The following is a 21,064-nucleotide window of genomic DNA, read 5'->3' as shown; positions in this document are numbered from 1 at the left end:
GCCCGGGGCGCCATGCGCCGGTGAGCGCCAGATCATAGGGCGCGCGGAGGCTCCTGCCGCGCCGGGCCGGCCGGGTGCGCGGCCCATGGGACAATCCCTCCATGCACGCATTGTTTGAAGAAGCCGGCAAGTTCCTGGCCGGCCGCATCCTGTCCGAAGCGGAAAGTTCGGCCCAGATCGAGCTCGAATCGGGCAAGCGGGTCAAGGTGAAGGCCGCCCACATCCTGCTGAAATTCGAGAAGCCGGCCCCGGCCGACCTGCTGCGCGAGGGCCAGGCCCTGGCCGCGACCATCGAGCTGCCCCTGGCCTGGGAGTTCGCGCCGGAAGAGGAATTCGGCTTCGCCGACCTCGCCCGCGATTATTTCTCCGAGAACGCCACGCTGGCCCAGCAGGCGGGCGCGCTGTTCGCGCTCTACGAGGCGCCGCACTACTTCCGCCGCGCCGGCAAGGGCCGGTTCAAGAAGGCACCGGCCGAGATCCTGCAGCAGGCGCTGGCCGGCATCGAGAAAAAGCGGTTGCTGCAGGAGCAGATCGCCGCCTGGGCGGAGCAGCTGGGCCGCGGCGAATGCCCGCAGCCGATCCGCGAGCAGCTCTACAGGATCCTGTTCCGGCCCGACAAGAACGCGCCCGAGTACAAGGCGGTGGTGGAAGCCAGCCGCGCCACGCACAAGGCGCCGCTCGACCTGCTGCAACAGGCCGGCGCCATCGATTCGCCCTACCAGTTCCACTGGAAGCGTTTCCTGTTCGACAACTTCCCCAAGGGCACGGGCTTTCCGTCGCTCACGGCACCCCAGCCGCCGGCCGACCTGCCGCTGGCGCCCGTGCAGGCCTATTCGATCGACGACTCGCAGACCACCGAGATCGACGACGCGCTCTCGGTGCAGGGCCTGGACACCGGCACCGTGGTGCTGGGCATCCACATCGCCGCGCCCGGGCTGGCGATCGTGCCGGGCTCCCCGCTCGACCAGCTCGGCCGGCAGCGGCTGTCCACCGTCTACATGCCGGGCTACAAGATCACCATGCTGCCGGACGAGGTGGTGCAGATCTATACGCTGGATGAAGGCCGCGCGAACCCGGCCGTCTCGCTCTACGTGTCCATCGACGAGACCACGCTGGAGATCACGGGCACGGAGACGAAGCTCGAGCGGGTGCCGGTGGCCGTGAACCTGCGCCACGACCGGCTCGACCACATCGTCACCGAGGAATGGCTGCAGGACCCGTCCGTGGAAGTGGAGGGCACGCCCGCCGCGCTGCAGGAGCGCCGGGCCGAGCTGTCGTTCCTCCACCGCCTGGCGCGCAAGCTCAAGGCGCAGCGCGAGGTGGTGCGCGGCAAGCCCGAGACCTTCAACCGGCCCGACTACAACTTCCGCCTGGCGGGGGTGCCCGAGGGCAGCGAGCCGACCGGCGCCGAGACCGTGTCGATCACCACGCGCCGCCGGGGCGCGCCGCTGGACCTGATCGTGGCGGAGGCCGCCATCGTGGCCAACAGCACCTGGGGCGGCCTGCTGGCCGAGCACGGCGTGCCCGGCATCTACCGCAGCCAGGCGAGCCTCGCGCCGGGCATGAAGGTGCGCATGGGCACCAAGGCCCTGCCCCACGCGGGCATCGGCGTGAAGAGCTACGCCTGGGCGACGTCGCCGCTGCGCCGCTACGTCGATCTGGTGAACCAGTGGCAGATCATCGCCTGCGTGCGCCACGGCAAGACCGCCGCGCTGGCGGCGCCGTTCAAGCCCAAGGATGCGGACCTGTTCTCCATCATCAGCAGCTTCGACGCGGCCTACGGTGCCTACAACGGCTACCAGGCCGGCATGGAGCGCTTCTGGACGCTGCAGTACCTGCGGCAGAACGGCATCACCGAACTCGATGCCGGCGTGATCAAGGACGGCGGCGGTGGCAGCTACCTGGTGCGCGCAGACGAACTGCCGCTGGTGCTGCCCGTGCTGGGCGCCCAGGCGCTGCCGCGCGGCGCGCGGGTGCGCGTGAAGCTGGGCGAGATCGACGACATCACGCTGGACGTCAGCGGCACCGTGGTCGAGCGCCTGGACGATCCGGCAGACCCCGGGGACGATGCCATCACCGGCGAGCCCGAGAGCGAGGACGAGGAGGCCGTGGCCGGCCCGATCGCCATCGCGGTGGATGTCAACGAGGCCGAGCGAGCCGACACACCGGCAGCGGCGTCCTGAAAGCCGCCGGCCACGCCGCCCCAGCCCGCATAATCGGCCGCCGTGAAAGTCCCCGCCCTCCTCCAACGCTTCAGCACGCTGCAGATCGCGCTCGCCTTCTCGGTGGCGGTGCACGCCGTGCTGCTGTCGGCGCGCTTCATCGACCCGGAAGGCTTCAACCGCGTCTTCCAGGACACGCCGCTGGAGGTGGTCCTGGTGAACGCCAGGTCCAACGAGCGGCCCGAGAAGGCCCAGGCCATCGCGCAGTCCTCGCTGGCGGGCGGCGGCGACGCGGACAAGGGCCGCGCGACCAGCCCCCTGCCCTACTCCGCCATCACCCAGGTGGGCGAGGACTTCGAGGAGGCGCAACGCAAGCTCGACGCCATGCAGGAGCAACAGGCCCAGATGCTGGCGCAGTTGCGCAAGCAGCTGGCGACCATGCCCCCGCCCGACCCGCGGGACCAGAGCCCGAACACCGACCGCGTGCAGCAGGAAGAGCGGCGCCGCCAGTTGCTGAAGCTGCTCGCCGAGATCGAAAAGCGCATCAACGAGGAGAACTCCCGCCCGAAGAAGCGCTACATCAGCCCCGCCACGCGCGAGGAGGTCTATGCGGTCTATTACGACGGGCTGCGCCGCAAGATCGAGGACAAGGGCACGGAAAGCTTCCCCGAGCAGGCCGGCAGGAAGCTCTACGGCGAACTGACCATGATCGTGACCGTGAACCACGACGGCCAGGTGCTCGACACCGAGATCGTCCAGGGCTCCGGCAACCGCCTGCTGGACCAGCGCGCTCAGGCCATCGTGCGCGCATCCGGCCCCTTCGGCAACTTCAGCCCCGCGATGCGCGCCAAGGCCGACCAGATCGCCGTGGTGTCGCGCTTCAAGTTCACGCGCGAGCAGACCCTGGAAACCAGCGTGCGCTGACGCACACCGGCCAGCCCCTTCCCGACGACCTGCCCTTCCTGCCCCAATGACGACGAGACCCGACCCGGACGTGTACTGCGTGATGGGCCACCCCGTGGAGCACAGCCGCTCGCCGTGGATCCATGCGCGCTTCGCCGAACTCACCGGCCAGCGGATCGCCTACGCGCGGCGGCTGGTGCCGCTCGATGGCTTCGCCCAGGCGCTCGCCGATTTCGCGGCGGCCGGCGGGGCGGGCTGCAACGTGACGGTGCCGTTCAAGCACGACGCGGCCCGGATCGCGACCCACGCCAGCGACCGCGTGCGGCGCGCGGGGGCGGCCAACACCCTGAGCTTCCGGGCCGACGGCACGGTGCATGCCGAGAACACCGATGGCCTGGGCCTGGTGGCGGACATCGTGGGCAATGCGGGCGTGGCGCTCGCGGGCCGCAACGTGCTGCTCGTGGGCGCCGGTGGCGCGGCCGCGGGCGTGCTCGCCCCGCTGCTGGAGCAGGCCCCCCGGCGGATCGCCGTGGTGAACCGCACCGAGGCGCGAGCGCAGGCCCTGGTGCAGGCGCACGCGGATCTCGCGGCCGGCCGGCAGGTGGCGCTCCAGGCGCTGCCGATCGGCCAGCCCGGTGCCGGCTACGACGTGGTCATCAACGCGACGGCCAGCAGCCTGGCCGGCGGCGAGGTGCCCGTGCCGGACACGGTGCTGCGCGAAGGCACGCTGGCCTACGACATGATGTACGGCCCCGCCGCGCAGGGTTTCATGGACTGGTCGCTCGCCCATGGCGCGGTGCCGCGAGACGGGCTGGGCATGCTGGTGGAGCAGGCTGCCGAGGCATTCGCGGTGTGGCGCGGCGTGCGCCCCCCGGCCGCGCAGGTGCTGCAGGAACTGCGCGCGCAGCTATGAAGGGCCTGCTGCGCTGGATCGGCTGCGTGCTGCTGGCCGGCGTGGCGCTGCAGCTGTTCTTCGTACTGCGCATCGCCGCGATGGCGGCCATCGATCCGCAGTCCACCAGCTTCCAGCGCTCCGAGGCCTGGGCCCAGGTGGCCGGCGGCAACGGGCTGCGCTGGCGCCAGGAGTGGGTGCCCTACGGCCGCATCGCGGACACGCTCAAGCGTGCGGTGATCGCGTCGGAGGACGACGGCTTCGCCAGCCACGACGGCGTGGACTGGAATGCGATCGAGAAGGCCTGGGAGCGCAATGCCCGCGCCGAGGCCCAGGCCGCGCGCCTGCAGGATGCGCAGCCGGGGCGGACGGTGCGGCCGGCCCGCATCCGCGGCGGCTCCACCATCACGCAGCAGCTCGCCAAGAACCTGCTGCTCTCCGGCGAGCGCAACCTGCTGCGCAAGGGGCAGGAGTTCGTGCTGACGCTGGCGCTGGAGCAACTGCTGTCCAAGCAGCGCATCCTGGAGATCTACCTCAACAGCGTGGAATGGGGCGGCGGCGTGTTCGGCGCCGAGGCGGCGGCGCAGCACTATTTCCGCAAGAGCGCGTCGCAGCTGAGCGCCGCGGAAGCAGCGCGCCTCGCCGTCATGCTGCCGGCGCCCAGGCGCTTCGAGAAGAACCCGGGCTCTGCCTACCTGTCGGGCCGCACGCGCGTGATCCAGGGCAGGATGCCCAGCGCGGAACTGCCCTGACGAACGTCAGGCCGCGACGGGGTGCGCGTTCGACACGGCACCGGCATACGCCGCCGGCTGCGCCGATGCCAGGATGCCGGCCGTCTGCGGCGGCAGCGGCATGCCGGGCAGCTGTGACGACTGCGCGGCTTCCTCGCCGATGCGCGAAGCGGTGGACTGCACGAGGGAGAGGAATCGCTTGAGCATGCGGTCGTCCATCTGGCTCGCGAAGGTGGAATACACCAGCGCGCCGCGCAGCACGCCGCCGCCGAACACCGGCACCGCGAAGGCCGTGCTCTCGGAGTTGTTGCGGGCGTAGCGGATGGCGTAGCCCTGCTGGCGCGTTTCCCGCACGATCCGGCGCAGTGCCCACATGTCGGTGATCTTCTGGTGCGGCTCGCCATGGGTGTTGGCGGCCTCCACGAGGATGCGGCGCTCGGCGCGGGTGCAGTAGGCCAGGTAGGCGCGGCCCAGCGCCGACGGGATCAGGTCGTAGCGGCGGCCCAGGCTCGACGGGCGGATGGCATAGGGGCTGTAGGGCATGGTGCAGAAGACCACGCGCATCTGGTGCCCGTCGATCACGGCGAGCGACAGCGGCCACTTGATCTGCCGCGTGGCCGTGATCATCAGCGGCGCGGCGAGCTCGGCCAGGCGCAGCTTCTCGTTCACCCCGCTGCTGAGGTTGCTCACGGCCAGCGTCAGCTGGTACTGCCCGTAGGCGTGGGGATCGCTGCGCACGTATTTCTCGTGCTCCAGCGTGCCCAGCAGGCGGTGCAGCGTGGATTTGGCGAGGCCCGTGCGCTGGTGCAGTTCCTGCAGGCTCCAGGTGGAGCGCTCGTTCATGACGCGCAGGATCAGCAGCGCACGTTGCACGGAGCGGACTTCGGTACTCATGGGTTGTTCTCTCTGTGGAAATGGAAGGCCAGCGAATGCGGGGGTCATTCGGGGAACACGATCGCACGCGGGCCCCCCGTCACGCGCGCTGGGAAAACGGAAGCAGACCGCGGCAGGCCCGTGCGCGCCAAGCCGAGGCTTCTGCGCAGCGCGAGGATCCGGTTCTGGTGGTTCATGGTCGGGGCTTTCCGGGTACGGCCTTCAGGCCGCTTCGGATTCGATCGCTTCCGCCAGCACCTGCCGCGCCGCACGGCACAGCAGGGCCTGGTCGGAACCCACCACGAAAAACGACATGCCCTGCGCGGCCAGCGAAGGGATGGCGCGCACGTCGGGCACGAAGCAGCCGACCGCGCAGCCCTGGGCCAGCCCGGCGGCGCTCACGGCCGCGACCGCGGCGGCCACCCGTGGATCGTCCAGCCCCTGGGCACCCAGCGACACGGCCAGGTCGGCCGGGCCGACGAACAGGCAATCCACGCCCGGCACGGCGGCGATGGCGGCCGCCTCGGCCACGGCGCGGGCGCTTTCGATCTGCACGATGACCGAGGTGTGCGCGTCGCTGGCGCGCAAGTGCTCGGCCATGCCGCGGGTGCCGTAGCCACCGGCGCGCGAGGAATTGCTGAACCCCCGGGCACCGCCCTGCCCGTAGCGCGCGGCGCGCACCACCTCCTCGGCGATGCGGGCATCGTCCACGTGCGGCACCATCACCCCGCCCGCTCCGAGGTCCAGCGCCTGCTGGATGGCCGAGGCACGCGGGTAGGGCACGCGCACCAGCACCGGCAGCGCGCAGGCATGGGCGGCGAGCAGGCTGCGGTCCAGGCTTTCCGGACCGAACGGCGCGTGCTCGGCATCGAGCACGAGCGTGTCGAGCCCCGTGGCGGCGAGCACCTCCACCGTCTGGTGGGAGGTCGTCTTGACGAAGGTCGCCATCAGGCGGTCGCGTGCCAGGATGCGGCTGCGCAGCCGTGCCGCCGGAGACGGACCGAAAGGCGGGGAGTGGGCGATGCCGGTCATGCGAGGTATTCCGGCCGCGCGGGGGTGAAGACATCCAGGTTGAGCACGGGCTCGTCGCCCACGACCACGCCGTAGTGCAGCGCGTGGGGCGGGATGAGCAGCAGCCCGCCGGGCCCCAGCCGGACCACTTGCCCGTCCACGTGCACGTCCATCTGCCCCGCCAGGATGTACATCACCTGTTCGTTCGGGTGCGCATGCGGCCGGGGCTCGTGCCCGGGCATCAGGCGGTGCAGCGCCAGGGTCACGTTGCCGCTGCCGAACGCCTTGCGTTCGATGCCGCGGCGCACGGGCACCCATTCCAGCGCGCTCCAGTCGACGCTGTGCAGGACGGCAGCCGCTTCGGGCGGCAGGGGGGCGGGAGCGGAGGGGGTCATTCGGGTGCGATGCGTAGGGATTGGATGGTGCGGGACCACAGGTCGTAGTCCGCCTGGAGCACGGCGCGCAACTGCAGCGGCGACAGGGGCGAGCGCACCATGCCCAGGCCCCGGAATCGCTCGGCGATCTCGGGCAGCGCGGTGACGCGGTTGATCTCTTCGTTGAGCTGCGCGCGGCGCGCCGGCTCGAGGCCGCGCGGCGCGAACACGCCGTACCAGTTGGTCACCTCGAAGCCCTTGAGCGTCTCCGACACACTCGGAACGCCGGGCAGCAGGTCGGTGCGGTTCTTCTCGGTCACCGCGATGAGGCGGATCTTCCCGGCCTGCGCATGGGGCAGCAGCAGCGACGCGCCGCCCGCGAACATCTGGCACTCGCCCTGCACCAGGGCCGCCACGGCGGGGCCGCCGCCCTTGTAGGGCACATGCACGATGTCCAGTCCGGCGGTCTTGGCCAGCAGGGCCAGGGTGAGGTGGTTGTGCGTGCCGATGCCCCCGGAGGCATAGTTGATCTTGCCGGGGTTGGCGCGGATGTAGGCGAGCAGTTCGGGGAAGGTGTGCACCGGCATGCTGGCGGACACCGCGATCACGTTGATCGCGTAGGCCAGCATGGCGACGGTGTCGAAATCGTTCATGGGATCGAACGGCAGTTGCCGGTAGAGGCTGCCATTCATCGCATGGGTGGACATCGCACCGATCTCGAGGGTGTAGCCGTCGGCCGGCGCACGTGCCACCACGGCGGCCCCCAGGTTGCCGCCCGCGCCGGCGACGTTATCCACCACGATGGGCTGGCCGCTGTGGGGAAAGAGCTGTCTGGAGAGCAGCCGGGCGAGGATGTCCGTCGATCCCGCCGGCGCGAAGGGCACCACCAGCCGGATCGGCCGCGAGGGAAAGTCGCCGCCGCCCGCGCCCTGCGGACCCTGGGCGTGGGCGGCCCAGGGCAGGGCCGCGCTTCCCAGGCCCAGCGCAAGAGCGTGGCGGCGTGACAGCAGGAGGTTGGAAGACATGTGCAAGGTTCCCTCTTTGATGAATTTGAGAAATACGATACCAAAATCATTTTTTGGTTCGCATGGGCAGAGTCTAGAAGCCATATTCGCCGAATAGGAGGCGAACTTTCCGGATTCCGAAGAGTGGAACGATTTAGTTCCTTTCCGCAATTCATGGCCCTTCCCGGCCTGCGGGATTGCCCAAAGGGTCGCGCGCTATCCGCAGCGGGCTGCGGCAGAGGGCCGCCCCGTATGATCCGGGCCATGCTGTCCAAGTTGATGAGCCTTTTCCTGCTCGGGCTGGTGCGCCTGCTCACCGGTTCGCAGGCCCGGTGGTACGGCTGCCCGCCCAAGGCCGAGCAGCGCATCTATTTCGCCAACCACCAGAGCCATGCCGACCTGGTCATGATCTGGGCCGCCCTGCCCCAGGAACTGCGCAGCATCACCCGGCCCATCGCGGCGAAGGACTACTGGACCAAGACCCCTTTCCGGCAATGGCTGACCACCGCCGTCTTCAACGCGGTGTACGTGGACCGGGTCTCCGGCACCCCCGCGCAGCGCCCGGCGCCGGAGGCACCGCCCCAGCCCGCCGCGGACACGCCGGGCGGAGCGCCACTGCAGGCCATCACCGAGCCCACCCAGTCCGTCCTGCCCACGCAGCCGGAGCCTCCCGCGCGCGGCCCGCTGCCCGCCCAGGGCACGCTCGAGGGATTTCTGGCGCAGCCCGCGCCCGCGCTGGCCGAACCGGCCGCGCCACCCGCCGATCCGGCGCAGCCCGCGCGGCCGGACCCGGAGGCCCTGCGCGCCGCGCTGCCCGGGGACGACCCGCTCGCGCCACTGGTGCGCGCCCTGGAGAGCGGGGATTCCATCGTGATCTTTCCCGAGGGCACGCGCGGCCAGGGGGACGAGCCCCAGCCCTTCAAGTCCGGGCTCTACCGGCTCGCGCAGATGTTCCCCCAGGTGGTGCTCGTGCCGGCATGGATCCACAACGTCCAGCGGGTGATGCCCAAGGGCGAGGTCGTGCCCGTGCCCATCCTGTGCTCGGTGACCTTCGGCGCGCCCATCGAACTGGGCGCGCGCGAAGAGCGGCGCGCCTTCCTCGACCGCGCCAGGCGCGCGGTAATCGCCCTGCGGGAGGTGTGAGCCATGCTGGACGCGCTTCGCCACCTCACCACCACGCAGCAGATCGGCGCGCTGTTCGTGGCCATGTTCGGCCTGCTGTCGCTGGTCACCCTCTACGCCTTCTTCCAGACCCTGCGCGAGGCGCGCGGGCCCGGCCCGGAAGACCAGGCCGCGCACGAGGCGCACCAGCAGGAATGGCGCCGCTTCTGGAGCCTGCTGAAGACGTCGTGGATCATGGCGATCGTGTTCTGGGTGGGCTGGGCCCTGGGCGATGCCGTGGCCACGGTGCTTTTCGCCATCGTCGCCTTCCTGGCATTGCGCGAGTTCATCACGCTCTCGCCCACGCGGCGGGGAGACCACCGCAGCCTCGCGCTGGCGTTCTTCGTCGTGCTGCCGCTGCAGTTCGCCATCGTGGGGATGCGCAAGTTCGACCTGCTGACGGTGTTCATCCCGGTGTATGTCTTCCTCGCGCTGCCGGTGGCGAGCGCGCTGGCCAACGACCCGGAACGCTTCCTGGAGCGCAACGCCAAGCTGCAGTGGGGCATCATGGTCTGCGTGTACGGCATGAGCCACGTGCCCGCTCTGCTGCTGCTCGATTTTCCCAACTACGAAGGGCGAGGCGCCTTCCTGGTCTTCTTCCTCGTGGCCGTGGTGCAGACCAGCGTCATCGCGCAGCACCTGCTGGGCCGGCGCTTCCCGCACCGCCCCGTGGCACCGCTGGTGAGCCAGAGCTTCCAGTGGCTGAGCTGGAGCGTCGGCGTCGCGGTGGGCGGCCTGGCGGGCGTGGCGCTGTCGTTCATCACCCCCTTCAAGGCGGGGCAGGCGCTGGGCATGGCGCTGCTGGCGTGCCTGGCCGGCACGCTCGGCCACCTCGTGATGAAGGCCCTCAAGCGCGACCGCGGCGTGACCAGCTGGGGCCTGCAGGGCCAGTCCACCACCGGGGCGGGCGGCCTGCTGGACCGCGTGGACGCGCTGTGCTTCGCGGGCCCGGTGTTCTTCCATTCGGCCCGCTGGTACTTCGGGCTGTGAGCGGCACCCCCATGAGAATCCTGGGCATCGACCCCGGCCTGCAGACCACCGGCTTCGGCGTGGTGGACGTGGACGGGCACCACCTGAGCTACGTGGCCAGCGGCACGATCCGCACCACGGGCGCGGCCCTGGGCGACCTGCCGGGCCGCCTGAAGATCCTGTTCGACGGCATCACCGAAGTGGCCGCCCGCTACCAGCCCGACGTGGCCACGGTCGAGATCGTCTTCGTGAACGTGAACCCCCAGTCCACCCTGCTGCTCGGCCAGGCGCGGGGCGCCTGCGTCACCGCCCTGGTGGCCAGCCAGCTGCCGGTGGCGGAATACACCGCGCTGCAGATGAAGAAAGCCGTCGTGGGCCACGGCCGCGCGGCCAAGTCCCAGGTGCAGGAGATGGTGCGCCGGCTGCTGCAGCTGCCCGGGGTACCGGGCAGCGACGCCGCCGACGCGCTGGGCCTGGCCATCACCCACGCCCATGCCGGCGCGGCGATGGGCCGGCTGGCGGAAGCCACGACGCTCAACCGCCGCCAGCACGCCATGTACCGGGGCGGACGGACGCTCTGATGCCCTCCGGCTAGCGGAAGACGATCTGCGCGATGACGCCGGAGCCGACCGAGATCAGCAGGTAGTCGGGACCGTTCTGCACCCAGTGGTAGCCGTAGGGCGGCGCCGCCAGATGGTGGCCGCGCCAGTCCTGCACCACGTAGTGGTGGGAGCGGTACATGGGCGGCACGCGGCCGCCGCGGTACCAGTCGTGGTGCGGGCCGGCACCACGGCGGCCATGGGCGCGGGCATGCGGCGAGGGGCCGGGATGGTGGCGCGGGCCGGCATGCTGCCGGTGCGGCGGAGGCGGCGGTGCATGGCGCGGACCGGCATGGTGCCCGTGGCCCGGGCCGCCCCTGCGGTGTCCGGGTCCGTGCTCGTACTCGCGGCCCGGGATGCCGTCGTAGGGCTGCGCCTGCGCGCCCAGGGAGGACAGGCCCAGGAACAGGACCAGGCCGGCGGAGCGGAAGTGGTTCAGCGCGCCGGAGCCGGGTGCATCGGCGCAGGAGGAGTCTGTACGGATCATGGCTCGTTGCTGCGGGGCAAAAACCGCAGCCTACCACCATGCACGGCCCACCCCGGCCGGGGAAAACCGCAACCCCGGTCCGGTCGGGCCGGCCCGGTCAGGCGGCGGGCTCGTGGCGCACGAAGCCGACCACCGGTCCGCGCACGGGTTCGGGCAGGGCGGCGGCCCGGGACCGGGGCACCAGGGGCGTGCTGCCGGGCGGCGTCGGTGCCTGCAGGGCGGTCTCCACCACCGTGCCGCCGTCGTCGAGGCGGAAGCGGCGCACGGCCCCGAGCAGTTGCACCGCCTGCTCGCGCAGCGACTCCGAGGCGGCCGTGGACTGCTCGACCAGGGCGGCGTTCTGCTGGGTCATCTGGTCGAGCTGGCTCACGGACTGGCTGATCTGGCCGATGTTGTCGCTCTGCTCGGCCGACGAGGCGGTGATCTCGGAGATCATTTCGGAGACGCGGCGCACGCTGTCCACGATCTCGGTCATCGTCGTGCCGGCCTGGCTCACGAGCCGCGAGCCGCTCTCCACGCGCTCCACCGAGGAGCCGATGAGCTCCTTGATCTCCTTGGCCGCCGAAGCCGATCGCTGCGCCAGCGTGCGCACCTCGGCCGCGACCACCGCGAAGCCGCGGCCCTGCTCGCCCGCTCGCGCGGCCTCGACAGCGGCATTGAGCGCCAGGATGTTGGTCTGGAAGGCGATGGAATCGATCACGCCGGTGATGTCGGCAATCTTGCGCGAGCTGTCGGTGATCTGGCCCATGGTGTCCACGACCTGCGAGACGACGCTGCCACCCCTGGCCGCCACCTGGGCCGCGGTGGACGCGAAGTCGCTGGCCTGGCGCGCGGACTGGGTGCTCTGCTGCACCGTGCCGGCGAGCATTTCCATGGACGAGGCCGTTTCCTCCAGGTTGGCGGCGGTCTGCTCGGTGCGCTGGCTCAGGTCGTGGTTGCCCGAGGCGATCTCGGTGCTGGCCGTCGAGATGTTGCCCGAGGCCTCCTGCACCTGGCGCACCAGGCCGCGCAGCGCATCCTGCATGCGCCCCATGGCCACGACGAGCTGGCCGACCTCGTCCATCTGGGCGGGCCGGACTTCATGCGACAGGTCCCCGCCGGCGATGCGTTCGGCAAGGGCCCGGGCCTGCGCCAGGGAAGCGGTGATGGAGCGCACGCTGAAGAAGGTGAGCGGGATCAGCACCGCCAGCGCCAGCACCAGCCCGCCGCCGATCACCGCGGACATGGTGGCGGTGCGCTCCTCCACGCCCTGCCGCGCCTCCTCCATGCTCTGGCGGGCGCTCTGCGCCAGGCTCGCGAGGATCTGGTCGGTCGCCTCCATGTGGCCCTTGAGGCGGTCGGCATAGGCGGCGCCACCGGCCCCGTCGAGCTGGGCGCGCTCGATCTGCTCGAAGATCGGGGAGATGCCGGCCTCGTACTGCTGGATCTCGGCCTGCGCCTTGTCGATGGAGGCCACGAAGGCCGCGTCGCCTGCCTGCACCTGCCGCACGGCCGTGAGGCTCTTGCGCAGCGCGGCCAGGGTCTTGCCCCAGGCCTCTCTCTGCGAGGCCACTTCGACAGAGTTGTTGAAGTTGAGGATGATGTCCTTTTCGGTGCGGCGCAGTGTGCCCAGCGTCGTGCGCAGGTCGGCCATGTCGGTCAGCGTCTGCACCCGCTGGGAAAAAAGCACCTGCAGCGTGTCGCGCGTGCGGTCGAGGGCGAGATATCCCAGCCCTCCGATCACGACAAGCAGCACCAGGGAAAAGATCGTGCCGAAGTAAAGGCGCGTGCGGATCGACAGGCGTCCCAAAGTATTCATGACATCCTCTACAAAACGTTACAAAGGGCCCATGCAATAACTGCGCCCACCCGCATTGCCGCCTCGTGGGCCGCCGGGGCGCCCACTATAGGTCGGTCCGGCAGTGATACCGGCAGGGTAAGCACGACTGGCGCGGTCACACGCCACGTGACCCACGCGCAACCAGGATAAACAAATTGTCACATTCTTGGTGCAAAGTATCCGAATCCGGGCGTGCCCCGCCATTTCCCTGCCCAGCCAGGTCTCCTGAGTGACTCTCTCATCCCATTCTTTAGAAGGCGCCCCGCCTTCCCTGCCGCCCTCCAGATTGCCGGGTCGGCACGTCCGCCGCGGCGCGCTCGGGCGGCGGCTGCTCGGTGCCTTTCTCGCCGTACTGGCGCTCAACGGCATCGGTTCGGCCATCGGCGTTGTCGCGCTGCAACGCATCGGCGCATCGGCCAGCGCCATGGTGGACCGCCGGGTCGCCACCGAACGCCTGGTCGCCGACGCGCACCGCCTGCAGGCCATCAATGCGGAGCGCTACAAGGCCGTGGCCCTCAGCTCCGAGCCCGAGGTAGGCGACATCCTGGGTGCCGACATCGCGCGCACCCAGCGGCAGTACGACAGCCTCCTGGCCCAACTCGCCGAACGCCTGCAGGGCACCGAGGACGCGGGACGGATCGTGGCGGTGCGCTCGGCGGGCAGGGATTTCAGCCAGGCCTGCGCCGCACTGATCGCCGCACGGGACTCCGGCCTCACGGAGCGCATCCGCCAGGTGTACGGAGACCGCTTCGTGCCCGCGGCCACGCGCCTGCTCGCATCGCTGGACGGCCTGTCGCAGTCGCAGCGCCAGGCCATCGACGCCGGAGCGGCCGAGGTGTCCGGGCTGGGTGCGGCCGGCCGCTGGTCGCTGCTGGCGTTCGGCGTGCTGTCGCTGGCGGCCGGCATGCTGCTGGCCCTGTGGCTGGTGCGCAGCATCACCTGCCCGATCGCCCAGGCAGGCGCGACGGCGGACCGCGTGGCGGGACTGGACCTGCGCCAGGAGATCCAGGGGCACGGCCGGGACGAGGCGGGCCACATGCTCGAATCGCTGGCCGTGATGCAGACGGCGCTGCGCGGCCTCGTGCGCCGGATGCAGTCCCTGGGACAGGCGATCCGCTCGGCCTCGTCGGAGATCGCCGGCGGCAACGCCGAGCTGTCCAGCCGCACGGAGGAAACCGCCACCCGGCTGCAGGAGACCGCCGCGGCGCTGGAGCACGTCACCCTCCGGGTGGCCGGCGCCGCCGATTCGGCGCAGCGAACCGAATCCCTGGCGACCGGGGCGGCCCAGGTCGCGCGCGAAGGCAGCGGCGTGGTGGGCCAGGTGGAGCAGACCATGGAACAGATCGCCGCCAGTTCGCGCCGCATCGCCGACATCACCGGCGTGATCGATTCCATCGCCTTCCAGACCAACATCCTGGCGCTGAACGCGGCGGTGGAATCGGCGCATGCCGGCGAGCAGGGCCGCGGCTTCGCGGTGGTGGCGGCCGAGGTGCGCAGCCTGGCCAACCGTTCGGCCGAAGCCGCGCGCGAAATCAAAGGCCTCATCCAGGCGACGGTGCAACAGGTGCAGGACGGCGCCGGCCTGGCCCGGCAGGCCGGCCAGACCATGCACCGCGTGGTCTCGACCGTGGAGGACACGGCCCGCACGATGGGCGAGATCCGCAGCCATGCGCAGTCGCAGAACGAGGACATCGCCGCCATCCACGTGGCCATGGCGCGGCTCGACGAGATGACGCGGCAGAACGCCGCCCTGGTGGAGGAATCGGCTGCCGCCACCGAAAGCCTGCGCTTGCAGACCCACGACCTGGCCCAGCTCGTGAGCCAGTTCGTGCTGCCCGCGCAGGAGCCGGCCCCGGCCGGGCCGCCGGCACGCAGCGCGCTGCTGCCTGCGCGCCCGCAGCGCCTGCTGGCCAGCGCGGGCTGAACCGCCCCGCCCGGCCCGGACGGGCGGCATCACACCGCCTGGATCGGCACGTACAGCTCCCCGCCCGTGCCGCGGAACTCCTGGGCCTTTTCCTGCATGCCCCGGGCCGCGAAATCTCGCACTTCCTGCGTGATCTTCATCGAGCAGAACTTCGGCCCGCACATCGAGCAGAAGTGCGCCACCTTGGCCGAGTCCTTGGGCAGGGTCTCGTCGTGGTACTGCTGCGCCGTCTCCGGGTCGAGGCCCAGGTTGAACTGGTCCTGCCAGCGGAAGTCGAAGCGCGCCTGGCTGAGCGCGTCGTCGCGCGCTCGGGCACCCGGATGGCCCTTGGCCACGTCGGCCGCATGGGCCGCGATCTTGTACGCGATGATCCCCTGCTTGACGTCGTCGCGGTCGGGCAGCCCCAGGTGCTCCTTGGGCGTCACGTAGCAGAGCATGGCCGTGCCCATCCAGCCGATCATGGCTGCGCCGATGGCGCTGGCGATGTGGTCGTAGCCGGGGGCGATATCGATGGTGAGCGGCCCCAGGGTGTAGAACGGCGCTTCGTGGCAGGTCTTGAGCTGCTCGGTCATGTTGGCCTGGATCATGTGCATGGGCACGTGGCCGGGGCCCTCGATCATGGTCTGCACGTCGTGCTTCCAGGCAGTCTGCGTGAGCTCGCCCAGCGTGCGCAGCTCGGCGAACTGCGCCTCGTCGTTGGCATCGGACGCGCAGCCGGGCCGCAGGCCGTCGCCCAGGCTGAAGGACACGTCGTACTGCTTCATGATGTCGCAGATGTCCTCGAAGTGCTCGTACAGGAAGCTCTCGCGGTGGTGCGCCATGCACCACTTGGCCATGATGGAGCCGCCGCGCGAGACGATACCCGTGCGCCGCTGCGCCGTGAGGTGGATGAAGGCCAGCCGCACCCCCGCATGGATGGTGAAATAGTCCACGCCCTGCTCCGCCTGCTCGATGAGCGTGTCGCGGAAGATCTCCCAGGTCAGGTCCTCGGCAATGCCACCCACCTTCTCCAGTGCCTGGTAGATCGGCACGGTGCCGATGGGCACGGGGCTGTTGCGCACGATCCAGTCGCGCGTGGTGTGGATGTTCCTGCCGGTGGAGAGGTCCATCACGTTGTCCGCACCCCAGCGAATGGCCCAGACCAGCTTTTCGACCTCTTCCTCGATGCTGGAGGTGACGGCCGAGTTGCCGATGTTGGCGTTGATCTTGACCTTGAAGTTGCGCCCGATGGCCATGGGCTCGACCTCGGGGTGGTTGATGTTGGCCGGGATGATGGCCCGGCCGCGCGCCACTTCGTCGCGCACGAATTCGGGCGTGATGATCTTCGGGATGCTCGCGCCCATCGGGTTGCCGGCCAGGCGGTGCTCGCGTGCGGCATCCTGCTGGTACTGCGCCATCCACTCGCGGCGGCCGTTCTCGCGCAGGGCCACGTATTCCATCTCGGGCGTGACGATGCCCTTCCTGGCGTAGTGCATCTGCGTGACATTGGCGCCGCTCCGGGCGCGCAGGGGCGTGCGCTGCAGGGCTGCGGCCTCGGCGCGGAGCACGGCCAGGCGGGCGGCGTCCTCGGACTTGCTGCCGTCGTCCAGCGCCACCCGCTGGCGCCCTTCGTAGCGTTCGGTGTCGCCCCGGCCCTCGATCCAGGCACCGCGCACGCGGGCAAGGCCCCGGCGCACGTCGATGTCGGCCGTGGGATCGGTGTAGGGGCCGGACGTGTCATAGACGCTGACCTGCTCGCCGTTGGTCAGCGCGATATCGCGCACGGGCACGCGCACATCGGGGCGGCTGCCGATGAGGTAGCTTTTGGTGGAGGCGGGGAAGGGTTCGCGGGTCAGCGCGAGCAGCTGGGCGAACTTGTCGGGGGCGTTCATGCGGGCAATCTCCTCGGGTGGATGGAAATGTGCTCCGCATGGGGCCAGGTGCGCCGTACCGGCCTCCGGGTGGAGGCGCCCGCTGCGCGGCCCTGCCCCATGGGACGGGGCGACGGCGCGCGGCGGCCAGGCGGATGCTTCAAGGCATCCGCTTGCAGGTGCGGGAGTCCCGGCTGCAGCTCTTCTTACGCTGGTACTAACCAGATCAAGTTCGCGGTTCCGGCGGTCAGGTCCGCCGTCTCAGCACGCCCAGAAACATTGCGAGTCTCTACGTGCACCCCGGAGCAGGCGCGAGTATAGGAGCGATGCCCGGCCGTGTCACCCCGGGGGCGGGGCGCGCCGGCGGACATCAGAGGAAGCGCTCGAGCGCCAGCACCGCGAAGAAGGCGAATGCCGAGAGCACCGTCCACTTGACGATCACGATGCCGAAGCGCTTGAAGCGCGGCTGCCCGGTGGCCGCGTAGAACACGAACGACACCACCGCCAGCAGCAGCAGGAAGAAGAAAAGACCTCGGAACAGCAGCATGGCGGCGCGGGCTCACCAGGCATGCACGGGTGCGGCGAAACCGGTGGGCGCCTGCCGCTCGCTCTCGAACGTGGCGATCTCCCAGGCATCCTCGTTCGCCAGCAGTTCGTGCAGCAGCCGGTTGTTCATCGCGTGCCCCGAGCGGAAGGCGCTGTAGGCCGCCAGCAGCGGCCGGCCGACGATGTAGAGGTCGCCGATGGCGTCGAGGATCTTGTGCTTCACGAACTCGTCGTCGTAGCGCAGGCCGTCCGCATTGAGCACCTTGTAGTCGTCCATGACGATGGCATTGTCGAGCCCGCCGCCCAGCGCGAGGCCGCTCGCGCGCATCATCTCCACGTCCTTCGTGAAGCCGAAGGTGCGGGCACGCGCGATATCGCGCGTGTAGTTGCCCGAGCCGAGGTCGAACTCCACGCTCTGGCCGGTGGAATCCACGGCCGGGTGGGCGAAATCGATCTCGAAGCGCAGCTTGTAGCCATGGTAGGGCTCCAGCCGCGCCCACTTGAGCTGCTGGCCATCGCCCTCGCGCACTTCCACGGGCCGCGTGACGCGGATGAACTTCTTCGGTGCGTTCTGCAGCACCACGCCGGCGCTCTGCAGCAGGAACACGAAGGAGGCCGAGGATCCGTCGAGGATGGGCACCTCTTCGGCGGTGATGTCGATGTAGAGATTGTCCAGCCCCAGGCCCGCGCAGGCGGACATGAGGTGCTCGACCGTATGCACCTTGGCACCGCCCATGCCGATGGTGGAGGCCATGCGCGTATCCACCACCGACTCGGCGCGGATCGGGATGTCCACGGGTTCGGGGAGGTCGATGCGGCGGAACACGATGCCCGTGTCCGGCGCGGCGGGACGCAACGTGAGCTCGACCCGCTGGCCACTGTGCAGGCCCACGCCGACGGCGCGGGTGAGGGTCTTGATCGTGCGTTGCTGGAGCATCCCGCAATTTTAGGTGGCGGCACCCGTCCCTGCCCGCACAGATGGCTATGCCATCCATAGCCCATGCGTCACAACGGAAACAAAAAGCCGCCCCGCCTCCTTGCGGAAGCGGGGCGGCCAATGGCCTCCGGAAGACGGCGACTCAAGGGGTCAGTCTGCCTGTTTACGGAGGAAGGCCGGGATTTCCAGGTCGTCCATGCCGCCCGAGGACAGCGCGTCGACGCGGGCCGCGGCCTGCGTGCGGTTGGTGCGCCAGACGCTGGGCACCGACATGTTGCCGTAGTCGGTCTGCGATGCCGCACCGCCTGCCAGGCCGCCGGCCACGCCCACGGCAGCGCCCGCGATGGGCATCTGGTAGGCGATGTTGTCGGTGCCGGTGCGCAGGCCGCCCTGCACCACGGAGATCGGCTGGCGGCGCGCGTTGGCGCGTGACAGGCCGGTCGCCACGACGGTGACGCGGATGTCGTCGCCCAGGCTGTCGTCGTAGGCCGCGCCGTAGATGACGTGGGCATCGGGCGACGCATAGGCGTTGATCGTGCTCATCGCCAGGCGCGACTCGGACAGCTTGAGGCTGCCCTTGGCGGCCGTGACCAGCACCAGCACGCCCTTGGCGCCGGAAAGGTCGATGCCTTCCAGCAGCGGGCAGGCCACGGCCTGCTCGGCGGCGATGCGGGCGCGGTCGGGGCCGCTGGCGGTGGCCGTGCCCATCATGGCCTTGCCGGGTTCGCCCATCACGGTGCGCACGTCTTCGAAGTCGACGTTGACGTGGCCGTACTCGTTGATGATCTCGGCGATGCCGCCCACGGCGTTCTTCAGCACGTCGTTGGCATGTGCGAAGGCCTCGTCCTGGGTGATGTCGTCGCCCAGCACTTCCAGCAGCTTCTCGTTGAGCACGACGATCAGCGAATCGACGTTGGCTTCCAGTTCGGCCAGGCCGTTGTCGGCGTTCTGCATGCGGCGGCCGCCTTCCCAGTCGAAGGGCTTGGTGACCACGCCTACGGTGAGGATGCCCATCTCCTTGGCCACGCGTGCGATCACGGGTGCGGCACCGGTGCCGGTGCCGCCGCCCATGCCGGCGGTGATGAAGAGCATGTGCGCGCCCTGGATGGCCTGGCGGATGTCCTCCTGCGCGGCCTCGGCGGCCTCGCGGGCCTTCTCGGGCTTGCTGCCGGCACCCAGGCCGCTGTGGCCCAGCTGGATGACGCGGTGCGCGCTGCTGCGGGTGAGCGCCTGCGCATCGGTGTTGGCGCACACGAACTCCACGCCCTGCACCTGGCGCGAGATCATGTGCTCGACGGCATTGCCGCCGCCGCCGCCGACACCGATCACCTTGATCTGCGTGCCCTGGTTGAATTCTTCGGCTTCGATCATTTCGATGGTCATGCTGGTGCTCCTAGTCCTGGTCTTTCACGAGAGATTTGCGGTTGGCCGTTGCGGCCGGTGGGTAATACGAAGAAGAAAACGGTGCGATGGGTATGCCGGTGCACGCCGCGGGGAGGGCCCGTGCCCCGCCATCGGTGGAGGCCACTGGCCGTGGGACTTCCGCGGACAAGCCGTTGCAGAGGGGTTCGCATGTCAGAAGTTCCCGATGATGAAGTCCTTGAACCGTCCGAAAGCCGTCTTCACCGAGCCGCTCTTCTGGGCCACCTTGAAGCCGCGCAGCCGTGCCTGCCGGGCCTCTTCGAGCAAACCCATGACAGTAGCAGCACGCGGCTGGGCCACCATGTCGGACAACGCGCTGGAATACTTCGGAATGCCGCGGCGCACGGGCTTGAGGAAGATGTCCTCGCCCAGTTCCACCATGCCCGGCATGATGGCGCTGCCGCCCGTGAGCACGATGCCCGAGGAGAGCACCTCCTCGTAGCCCGACTCGCGGATCACCTGCTGCACGAGCGAGAAGATCTCCTCCACCCGCGGCTCGATCACGCCGGCGAGCGCCTGCTTGGACAGCATGCGCGGGCTGCGGTCGCCCAGGCCCGGCACTTCCACCTGCGCCTCGGGGTCGGCCAGCAGCTGCTTGGCGTAACCGCTCTCGACCTTGATGTCCTCGGCGTCCTTGGTGGGCGTGCGCAGCGCCATGGCGATGTCGCTGGTGATGAGGTCGCCGGCGATCGGGATCACCGCCGTGTGGCGGATGGCCCCGCCCGTGAAGATCGCCACGTCGGTCGTGCCCGCGCCCACGTCCACCACCGCCACGCCGAGCTCGCGCTCGTCGTCGGTCAGCACCGCCTGGCTGGAGGCGAGCGGGTTCAGCATGAGCTGCTCCACTTCCAGGCCGCAGCGGCGCACGCACTTGATGATGTTCTCGGCCGCGCTCTGGGCGCCGGTCACGATGTGGATCTTCGCCTCCAGGCGGATGCCGCTCATGCCGATGGGCTCGCGCACGTCCTGCCCGTCGATCACGAACTCCTGCGGCTCCACGAGCAGAAGGCGCTGGTCGGAGGAGATGTTGATGGCCTTGGCGGTCTCGACCACGCGCGCCACGTCGGCGGGGGTGACCTCCTTGTCCTTGACGGCCACCATGCCGCTGGAATTCAGGCCGCGGATGTGGCTGCCGGTGATACCGGTATAGACGCGCTGGATCTTGCAGTCGGCCATCAGCTCGGCCTCCTTCAGCGCCTGCTGGATGCTCTGCACCGTGGCGTCGATGTTGACCACCACGCCGCGCTTGAGCCCGTTGCTCGGGGCCACGCCCAGGCCGGCCAGCTTCAGGTCACCGCCCGGGAGCACTTCGGCCACGACGGCCATCACCTTGGCCGTCCCGATGTCCAGCCCCACCACCACATCTTTGTATTCTCGTGCCATATCTTTGTGTGTCCTGA

Annotated in this window: 20 protein-coding genes and 1 riboswitch; of the genes, 8 read left to right on the top strand and 12 right to left on the bottom strand. The window is 69.9% G+C overall.

Annotation, left to right across the window (positions count from 1 at the left end; all coding sequences use genetic code 11):
* The first annotated feature begins 101 nt into the window (after positions 1 to 101).
* Genes BLR05_RS16485 through mtgA form a run of 4 tightly spaced genes read left to right on the top strand, consistent with a single transcriptional unit; the run spans position 102 to position 4,709 of the window.
* A complete protein-coding gene (locus BLR05_RS16485; protein ID WP_092836121.1) occupies positions 102 to 2,183 on the top strand; it encodes a ribonuclease catalytic domain-containing protein in 2,082 nt (693 codons plus the stop codon).
* A 42-nt stretch (positions 2,184 to 2,225) separates the two neighbouring features.
* Entirely contained in the window at positions 2,226 to 3,086 is an 861-nt protein-coding gene (locus BLR05_RS16480; RefSeq protein WP_092836119.1) for an energy transducer TonB, read from the top strand.
* Positions 3,087 to 3,132: 46 nt separating this feature from the next.
* Complete coding sequence (gene aroE / locus BLR05_RS16475) at positions 3,133 to 3,978, top strand: shikimate dehydrogenase (protein WP_092836117.1); 846 nt, start codon at positions 3,133 to 3,135, stop codon at positions 3,976 to 3,978.
* Complete coding sequence (gene mtgA, locus BLR05_RS16470; RefSeq protein ID WP_092836115.1) at positions 3,975 to 4,709, top strand: monofunctional biosynthetic peptidoglycan transglycosylase; 735 nt, start codon at positions 3,975 to 3,977, stop codon at positions 4,707 to 4,709. Before aroE ends, mtgA begins: the two co-directional genes overlap by 4 nt.
* 6 nt (positions 4,710 to 4,715) lie before the next feature.
* On the opposite strand, the gene BLR05_RS16465 is transcribed toward mtgA, so the two are convergent.
* Genes BLR05_RS16465 through BLR05_RS16450 form a run of 5 tightly spaced genes read right to left on the bottom strand, consistent with a single transcriptional unit; the run spans position 4,716 to position 7,971 of the window.
* Positions 4,716 to 5,582, bottom strand: a complete 867-nt coding sequence (locus BLR05_RS16465; RefSeq protein ID WP_092836113.1) for an IclR family transcriptional regulator domain-containing protein — start codon at positions 5,580 to 5,582, stop codon at positions 4,716 to 4,718.
* A gap of 44 nt (positions 5,583 to 5,626) precedes the next feature.
* Positions 5,627 to 5,758, bottom strand: coding sequence for a hypothetical protein (locus BLR05_RS27520; RefSeq protein WP_279616026.1), 132 nt, complete (start codon positions 5,756 to 5,758; stop codon positions 5,627 to 5,629).
* Positions 5,759 to 5,783: 25 nt separating this feature from the next.
* The gene (locus BLR05_RS16460; protein ID WP_092836111.1) at positions 5,784 to 6,593 is read right to left on the bottom strand and encodes an HpcH/HpaI aldolase family protein; all 810 of its coding nucleotides are present in this window, start codon (positions 6,591 to 6,593) and stop codon (positions 5,784 to 5,786) included.
* Positions 6,590 to 6,967 carry a cupin domain-containing protein gene (locus tag BLR05_RS16455; protein WP_092836109.1) on the bottom strand — a complete coding sequence of 126 codons (378 nt, stop codon included), beginning with the start codon at positions 6,965 to 6,967 and terminating at the stop codon, positions 6,590 to 6,592. The genes BLR05_RS16460 and BLR05_RS16455 overlap by 4 nt, the downstream gene beginning before the upstream one ends.
* Positions 6,964 to 7,971, bottom strand: coding sequence for a Bug family tripartite tricarboxylate transporter substrate binding protein (locus BLR05_RS16450; protein ID WP_092836107.1), 1,008 nt, complete (start codon positions 7,969 to 7,971; stop codon positions 6,964 to 6,966). Before BLR05_RS16450 ends, BLR05_RS16455 begins: the two co-directional genes overlap by 4 nt.
* 243 nt (positions 7,972 to 8,214) lie before the next feature.
* Between BLR05_RS16450 and BLR05_RS16445 the strand changes: the two genes are divergently transcribed.
* From BLR05_RS16445 to ruvC, 3 genes are read left to right on the top strand one after another with little or no spacing between them, the layout of a single operon-like run.
* Positions 8,215 to 9,093: a lysophospholipid acyltransferase family protein gene (locus BLR05_RS16445; protein WP_092836180.1), complete on the top strand. Its 879-nt coding sequence runs from the start codon at positions 8,215 to 8,217 to the stop codon at positions 9,091 to 9,093.
* A gap of 3 nt (positions 9,094 to 9,096) precedes the next feature.
* Positions 9,097 to 10,101, top strand: a complete 1,005-nt coding sequence (locus tag BLR05_RS16440; protein WP_092836105.1) for a phosphatidate cytidylyltransferase — start codon at positions 9,097 to 9,099, stop codon at positions 10,099 to 10,101.
* Between the two features lie 11 nt (positions 10,102 to 10,112).
* On the top strand, positions 10,113 to 10,661 hold the full coding sequence (gene ruvC, locus BLR05_RS16435; RefSeq protein WP_092836178.1) for a crossover junction endodeoxyribonuclease RuvC: 549 nt from the start codon (positions 10,113 to 10,115) through the stop codon (positions 10,659 to 10,661).
* A 10-nt stretch (positions 10,662 to 10,671) separates the two neighbouring features.
* On the opposite strand, the gene BLR05_RS16430 is transcribed toward ruvC, so the two are convergent.
* The gene (locus tag BLR05_RS16430) at positions 10,672 to 11,166 is read right to left on the bottom strand and encodes an RcnB family protein (RefSeq protein ID WP_092836103.1); all 495 of its coding nucleotides are present in this window, start codon (positions 11,164 to 11,166) and stop codon (positions 10,672 to 10,674) included.
* Positions 11,167 to 11,263: 97 nt separating this feature from the next.
* Positions 11,264 to 12,964, bottom strand: coding sequence for a methyl-accepting chemotaxis protein (locus BLR05_RS16425; protein ID WP_092836101.1), 1,701 nt, complete (start codon positions 12,962 to 12,964; stop codon positions 11,264 to 11,266).
* Positions 12,965 to 13,214: 250 nt separating this feature from the next.
* Between BLR05_RS16425 and BLR05_RS16420 the strand changes: the two genes are divergently transcribed.
* Positions 13,215 to 14,909 carry a methyl-accepting chemotaxis protein gene (locus BLR05_RS16420; RefSeq protein ID WP_244160117.1) on the top strand — a complete coding sequence of 565 codons (1,695 nt, stop codon included), beginning with the start codon at positions 13,215 to 13,217 and terminating at the stop codon, positions 14,907 to 14,909.
* 29 nt (positions 14,910 to 14,938) lie between these two features.
* Here BLR05_RS16420 and thiC read toward each other — a convergent pair whose 3' ends face one another.
* From thiC to ftsA, 5 genes are all read right to left on the bottom strand, one after another.
* The gene (thiC, locus tag BLR05_RS16415) at positions 14,939 to 16,780 is read right to left on the bottom strand and encodes a phosphomethylpyrimidine synthase ThiC (protein WP_092836099.1); all 1,842 of its coding nucleotides are present in this window, start codon (positions 16,778 to 16,780) and stop codon (positions 14,939 to 14,941) included.
* 165 nt (positions 16,781 to 16,945) lie between these two features.
* A riboswitch (TPP riboswitch) is annotated at positions 16,946 to 17,072 on the bottom strand.
* A 57-nt stretch (positions 17,073 to 17,129) separates the two neighbouring features.
* On the bottom strand, positions 17,130 to 17,306 hold the full coding sequence (locus tag BLR05_RS26600; RefSeq protein WP_167361279.1) for a hypothetical protein: 177 nt from the start codon (positions 17,304 to 17,306) through the stop codon (positions 17,130 to 17,132).
* A gap of 12 nt (positions 17,307 to 17,318) precedes the next feature.
* On the bottom strand, positions 17,319 to 18,242 hold the full coding sequence (lpxC, locus tag BLR05_RS16410; RefSeq protein WP_092836097.1) for a UDP-3-O-acyl-N-acetylglucosamine deacetylase: 924 nt from the start codon (positions 18,240 to 18,242) through the stop codon (positions 17,319 to 17,321).
* A gap of 150 nt (positions 18,243 to 18,392) precedes the next feature.
* Positions 18,393 to 19,625, bottom strand: a complete 1,233-nt coding sequence (gene ftsZ, locus BLR05_RS16405; protein ID WP_092836095.1) for a cell division protein FtsZ — start codon at positions 19,623 to 19,625, stop codon at positions 18,393 to 18,395.
* Positions 19,626 to 19,817: 192 nt separating this feature from the next.
* Complete coding sequence (ftsA, locus tag BLR05_RS16400) at positions 19,818 to 21,047, bottom strand: cell division protein FtsA (RefSeq protein ID WP_011793983.1); 1,230 nt, start codon at positions 21,045 to 21,047, stop codon at positions 19,818 to 19,820.
* Between the last annotated feature and the right edge of the window lie 17 nt (positions 21,048 to 21,064).

It is taken from the genome of Paracidovorax cattleyae, assembly GCF_900104515.1.
Taxonomy (GTDB): Bacteria; Pseudomonadota; Gammaproteobacteria; order Burkholderiales; family Burkholderiaceae_C; genus Paracidovorax; species Paracidovorax cattleyae.
The sequence above is the reverse complement of the archived record's forward strand: the minus strand, read 5'-3'. Positions and strand labels throughout refer to the sequence as shown.

Excerpts from the sequence above, each read along its gene's own strand:
- BLR05_RS16485 (WP_092836121.1), top strand. The coding sequence starts at position 102 with ATGCACGCATTGTTTGAAGAAGCCGGCAAGTTCCTGGCCGGCCGCATC.
- aroE (WP_092836117.1), top strand. The coding sequence starts at position 3,133 with ATGACGACGAGACCCGACCCGGACGTGTACTGCGTGATGGGCCACCCC.
- mtgA (WP_092836115.1), top strand. The coding sequence starts at position 3,975 with ATGAAGGGCCTGCTGCGCTGGATCGGCTGCGTGCTGCTGGCCGGCGTG.
- BLR05_RS16465 (WP_092836113.1), bottom strand. The coding sequence starts at position 5,582 with ATGAGTACCGAAGTCCGCTCCGTGCAACGTGCGCTGCTGATCCTGCGC.
- BLR05_RS27520 (WP_279616026.1), bottom strand. The coding sequence starts at position 5,758 with ATGAACCACCAGAACCGGATCCTCGCGCTGCGCAGAAGCCTCGGCTTG.
- BLR05_RS16460 (WP_092836111.1), bottom strand. The coding sequence starts at position 6,593 with ATGACCGGCATCGCCCACTCCCCGCCTTTCGGTCCGTCTCCGGCGGCA.
- BLR05_RS16455 (WP_092836109.1), bottom strand. The coding sequence starts at position 6,967 with ATGACCCCCTCCGCTCCCGCCCCCCTGCCGCCCGAAGCGGCTGCCGTC.
- BLR05_RS16450 (WP_092836107.1), bottom strand. The coding sequence starts at position 7,971 with ATGTCTTCCAACCTCCTGCTGTCACGCCGCCACGCTCTTGCGCTGGGC.
- BLR05_RS16445 (WP_092836180.1), top strand. The coding sequence starts at position 8,215 with ATGCTGTCCAAGTTGATGAGCCTTTTCCTGCTCGGGCTGGTGCGCCTG.
- BLR05_RS16440 (WP_092836105.1), top strand. The coding sequence starts at position 9,097 with ATGCTGGACGCGCTTCGCCACCTCACCACCACGCAGCAGATCGGCGCG.
- ruvC (WP_092836178.1), top strand. The coding sequence starts at position 10,113 with ATGAGAATCCTGGGCATCGACCCCGGCCTGCAGACCACCGGCTTCGGC.
- BLR05_RS16430 (WP_092836103.1), bottom strand. The coding sequence starts at position 11,166 with ATGATCCGTACAGACTCCTCCTGCGCCGATGCACCCGGCTCCGGCGCG.
- BLR05_RS16425 (WP_092836101.1), bottom strand. The coding sequence starts at position 12,964 with ATGAATACTTTGGGACGCCTGTCGATCCGCACGCGCCTTTACTTCGGC.
- thiC (WP_092836099.1), bottom strand. The coding sequence starts at position 16,780 with ATGAACGCCCCCGACAAGTTCGCCCAGCTGCTCGCGCTGACCCGCGAA.
- BLR05_RS26600 (WP_167361279.1), bottom strand. The coding sequence starts at position 17,306 with ATGCTGCTGTTCCGAGGTCTTTTCTTCTTCCTGCTGCTGCTGGCGGTG.
- lpxC (WP_092836097.1), bottom strand. The coding sequence starts at position 18,242 with ATGCTCCAGCAACGCACGATCAAGACCCTCACCCGCGCCGTCGGCGTG.
- ftsZ (WP_092836095.1), bottom strand. The coding sequence starts at position 19,625 with ATGACCATCGAAATGATCGAAGCCGAAGAATTCAACCAGGGCACGCAG.
- ftsA (WP_011793983.1), bottom strand. The coding sequence starts at position 21,047 with ATGGCACGAGAATACAAAGATGTGGTGGTGGGGCTGGACATCGGGACG.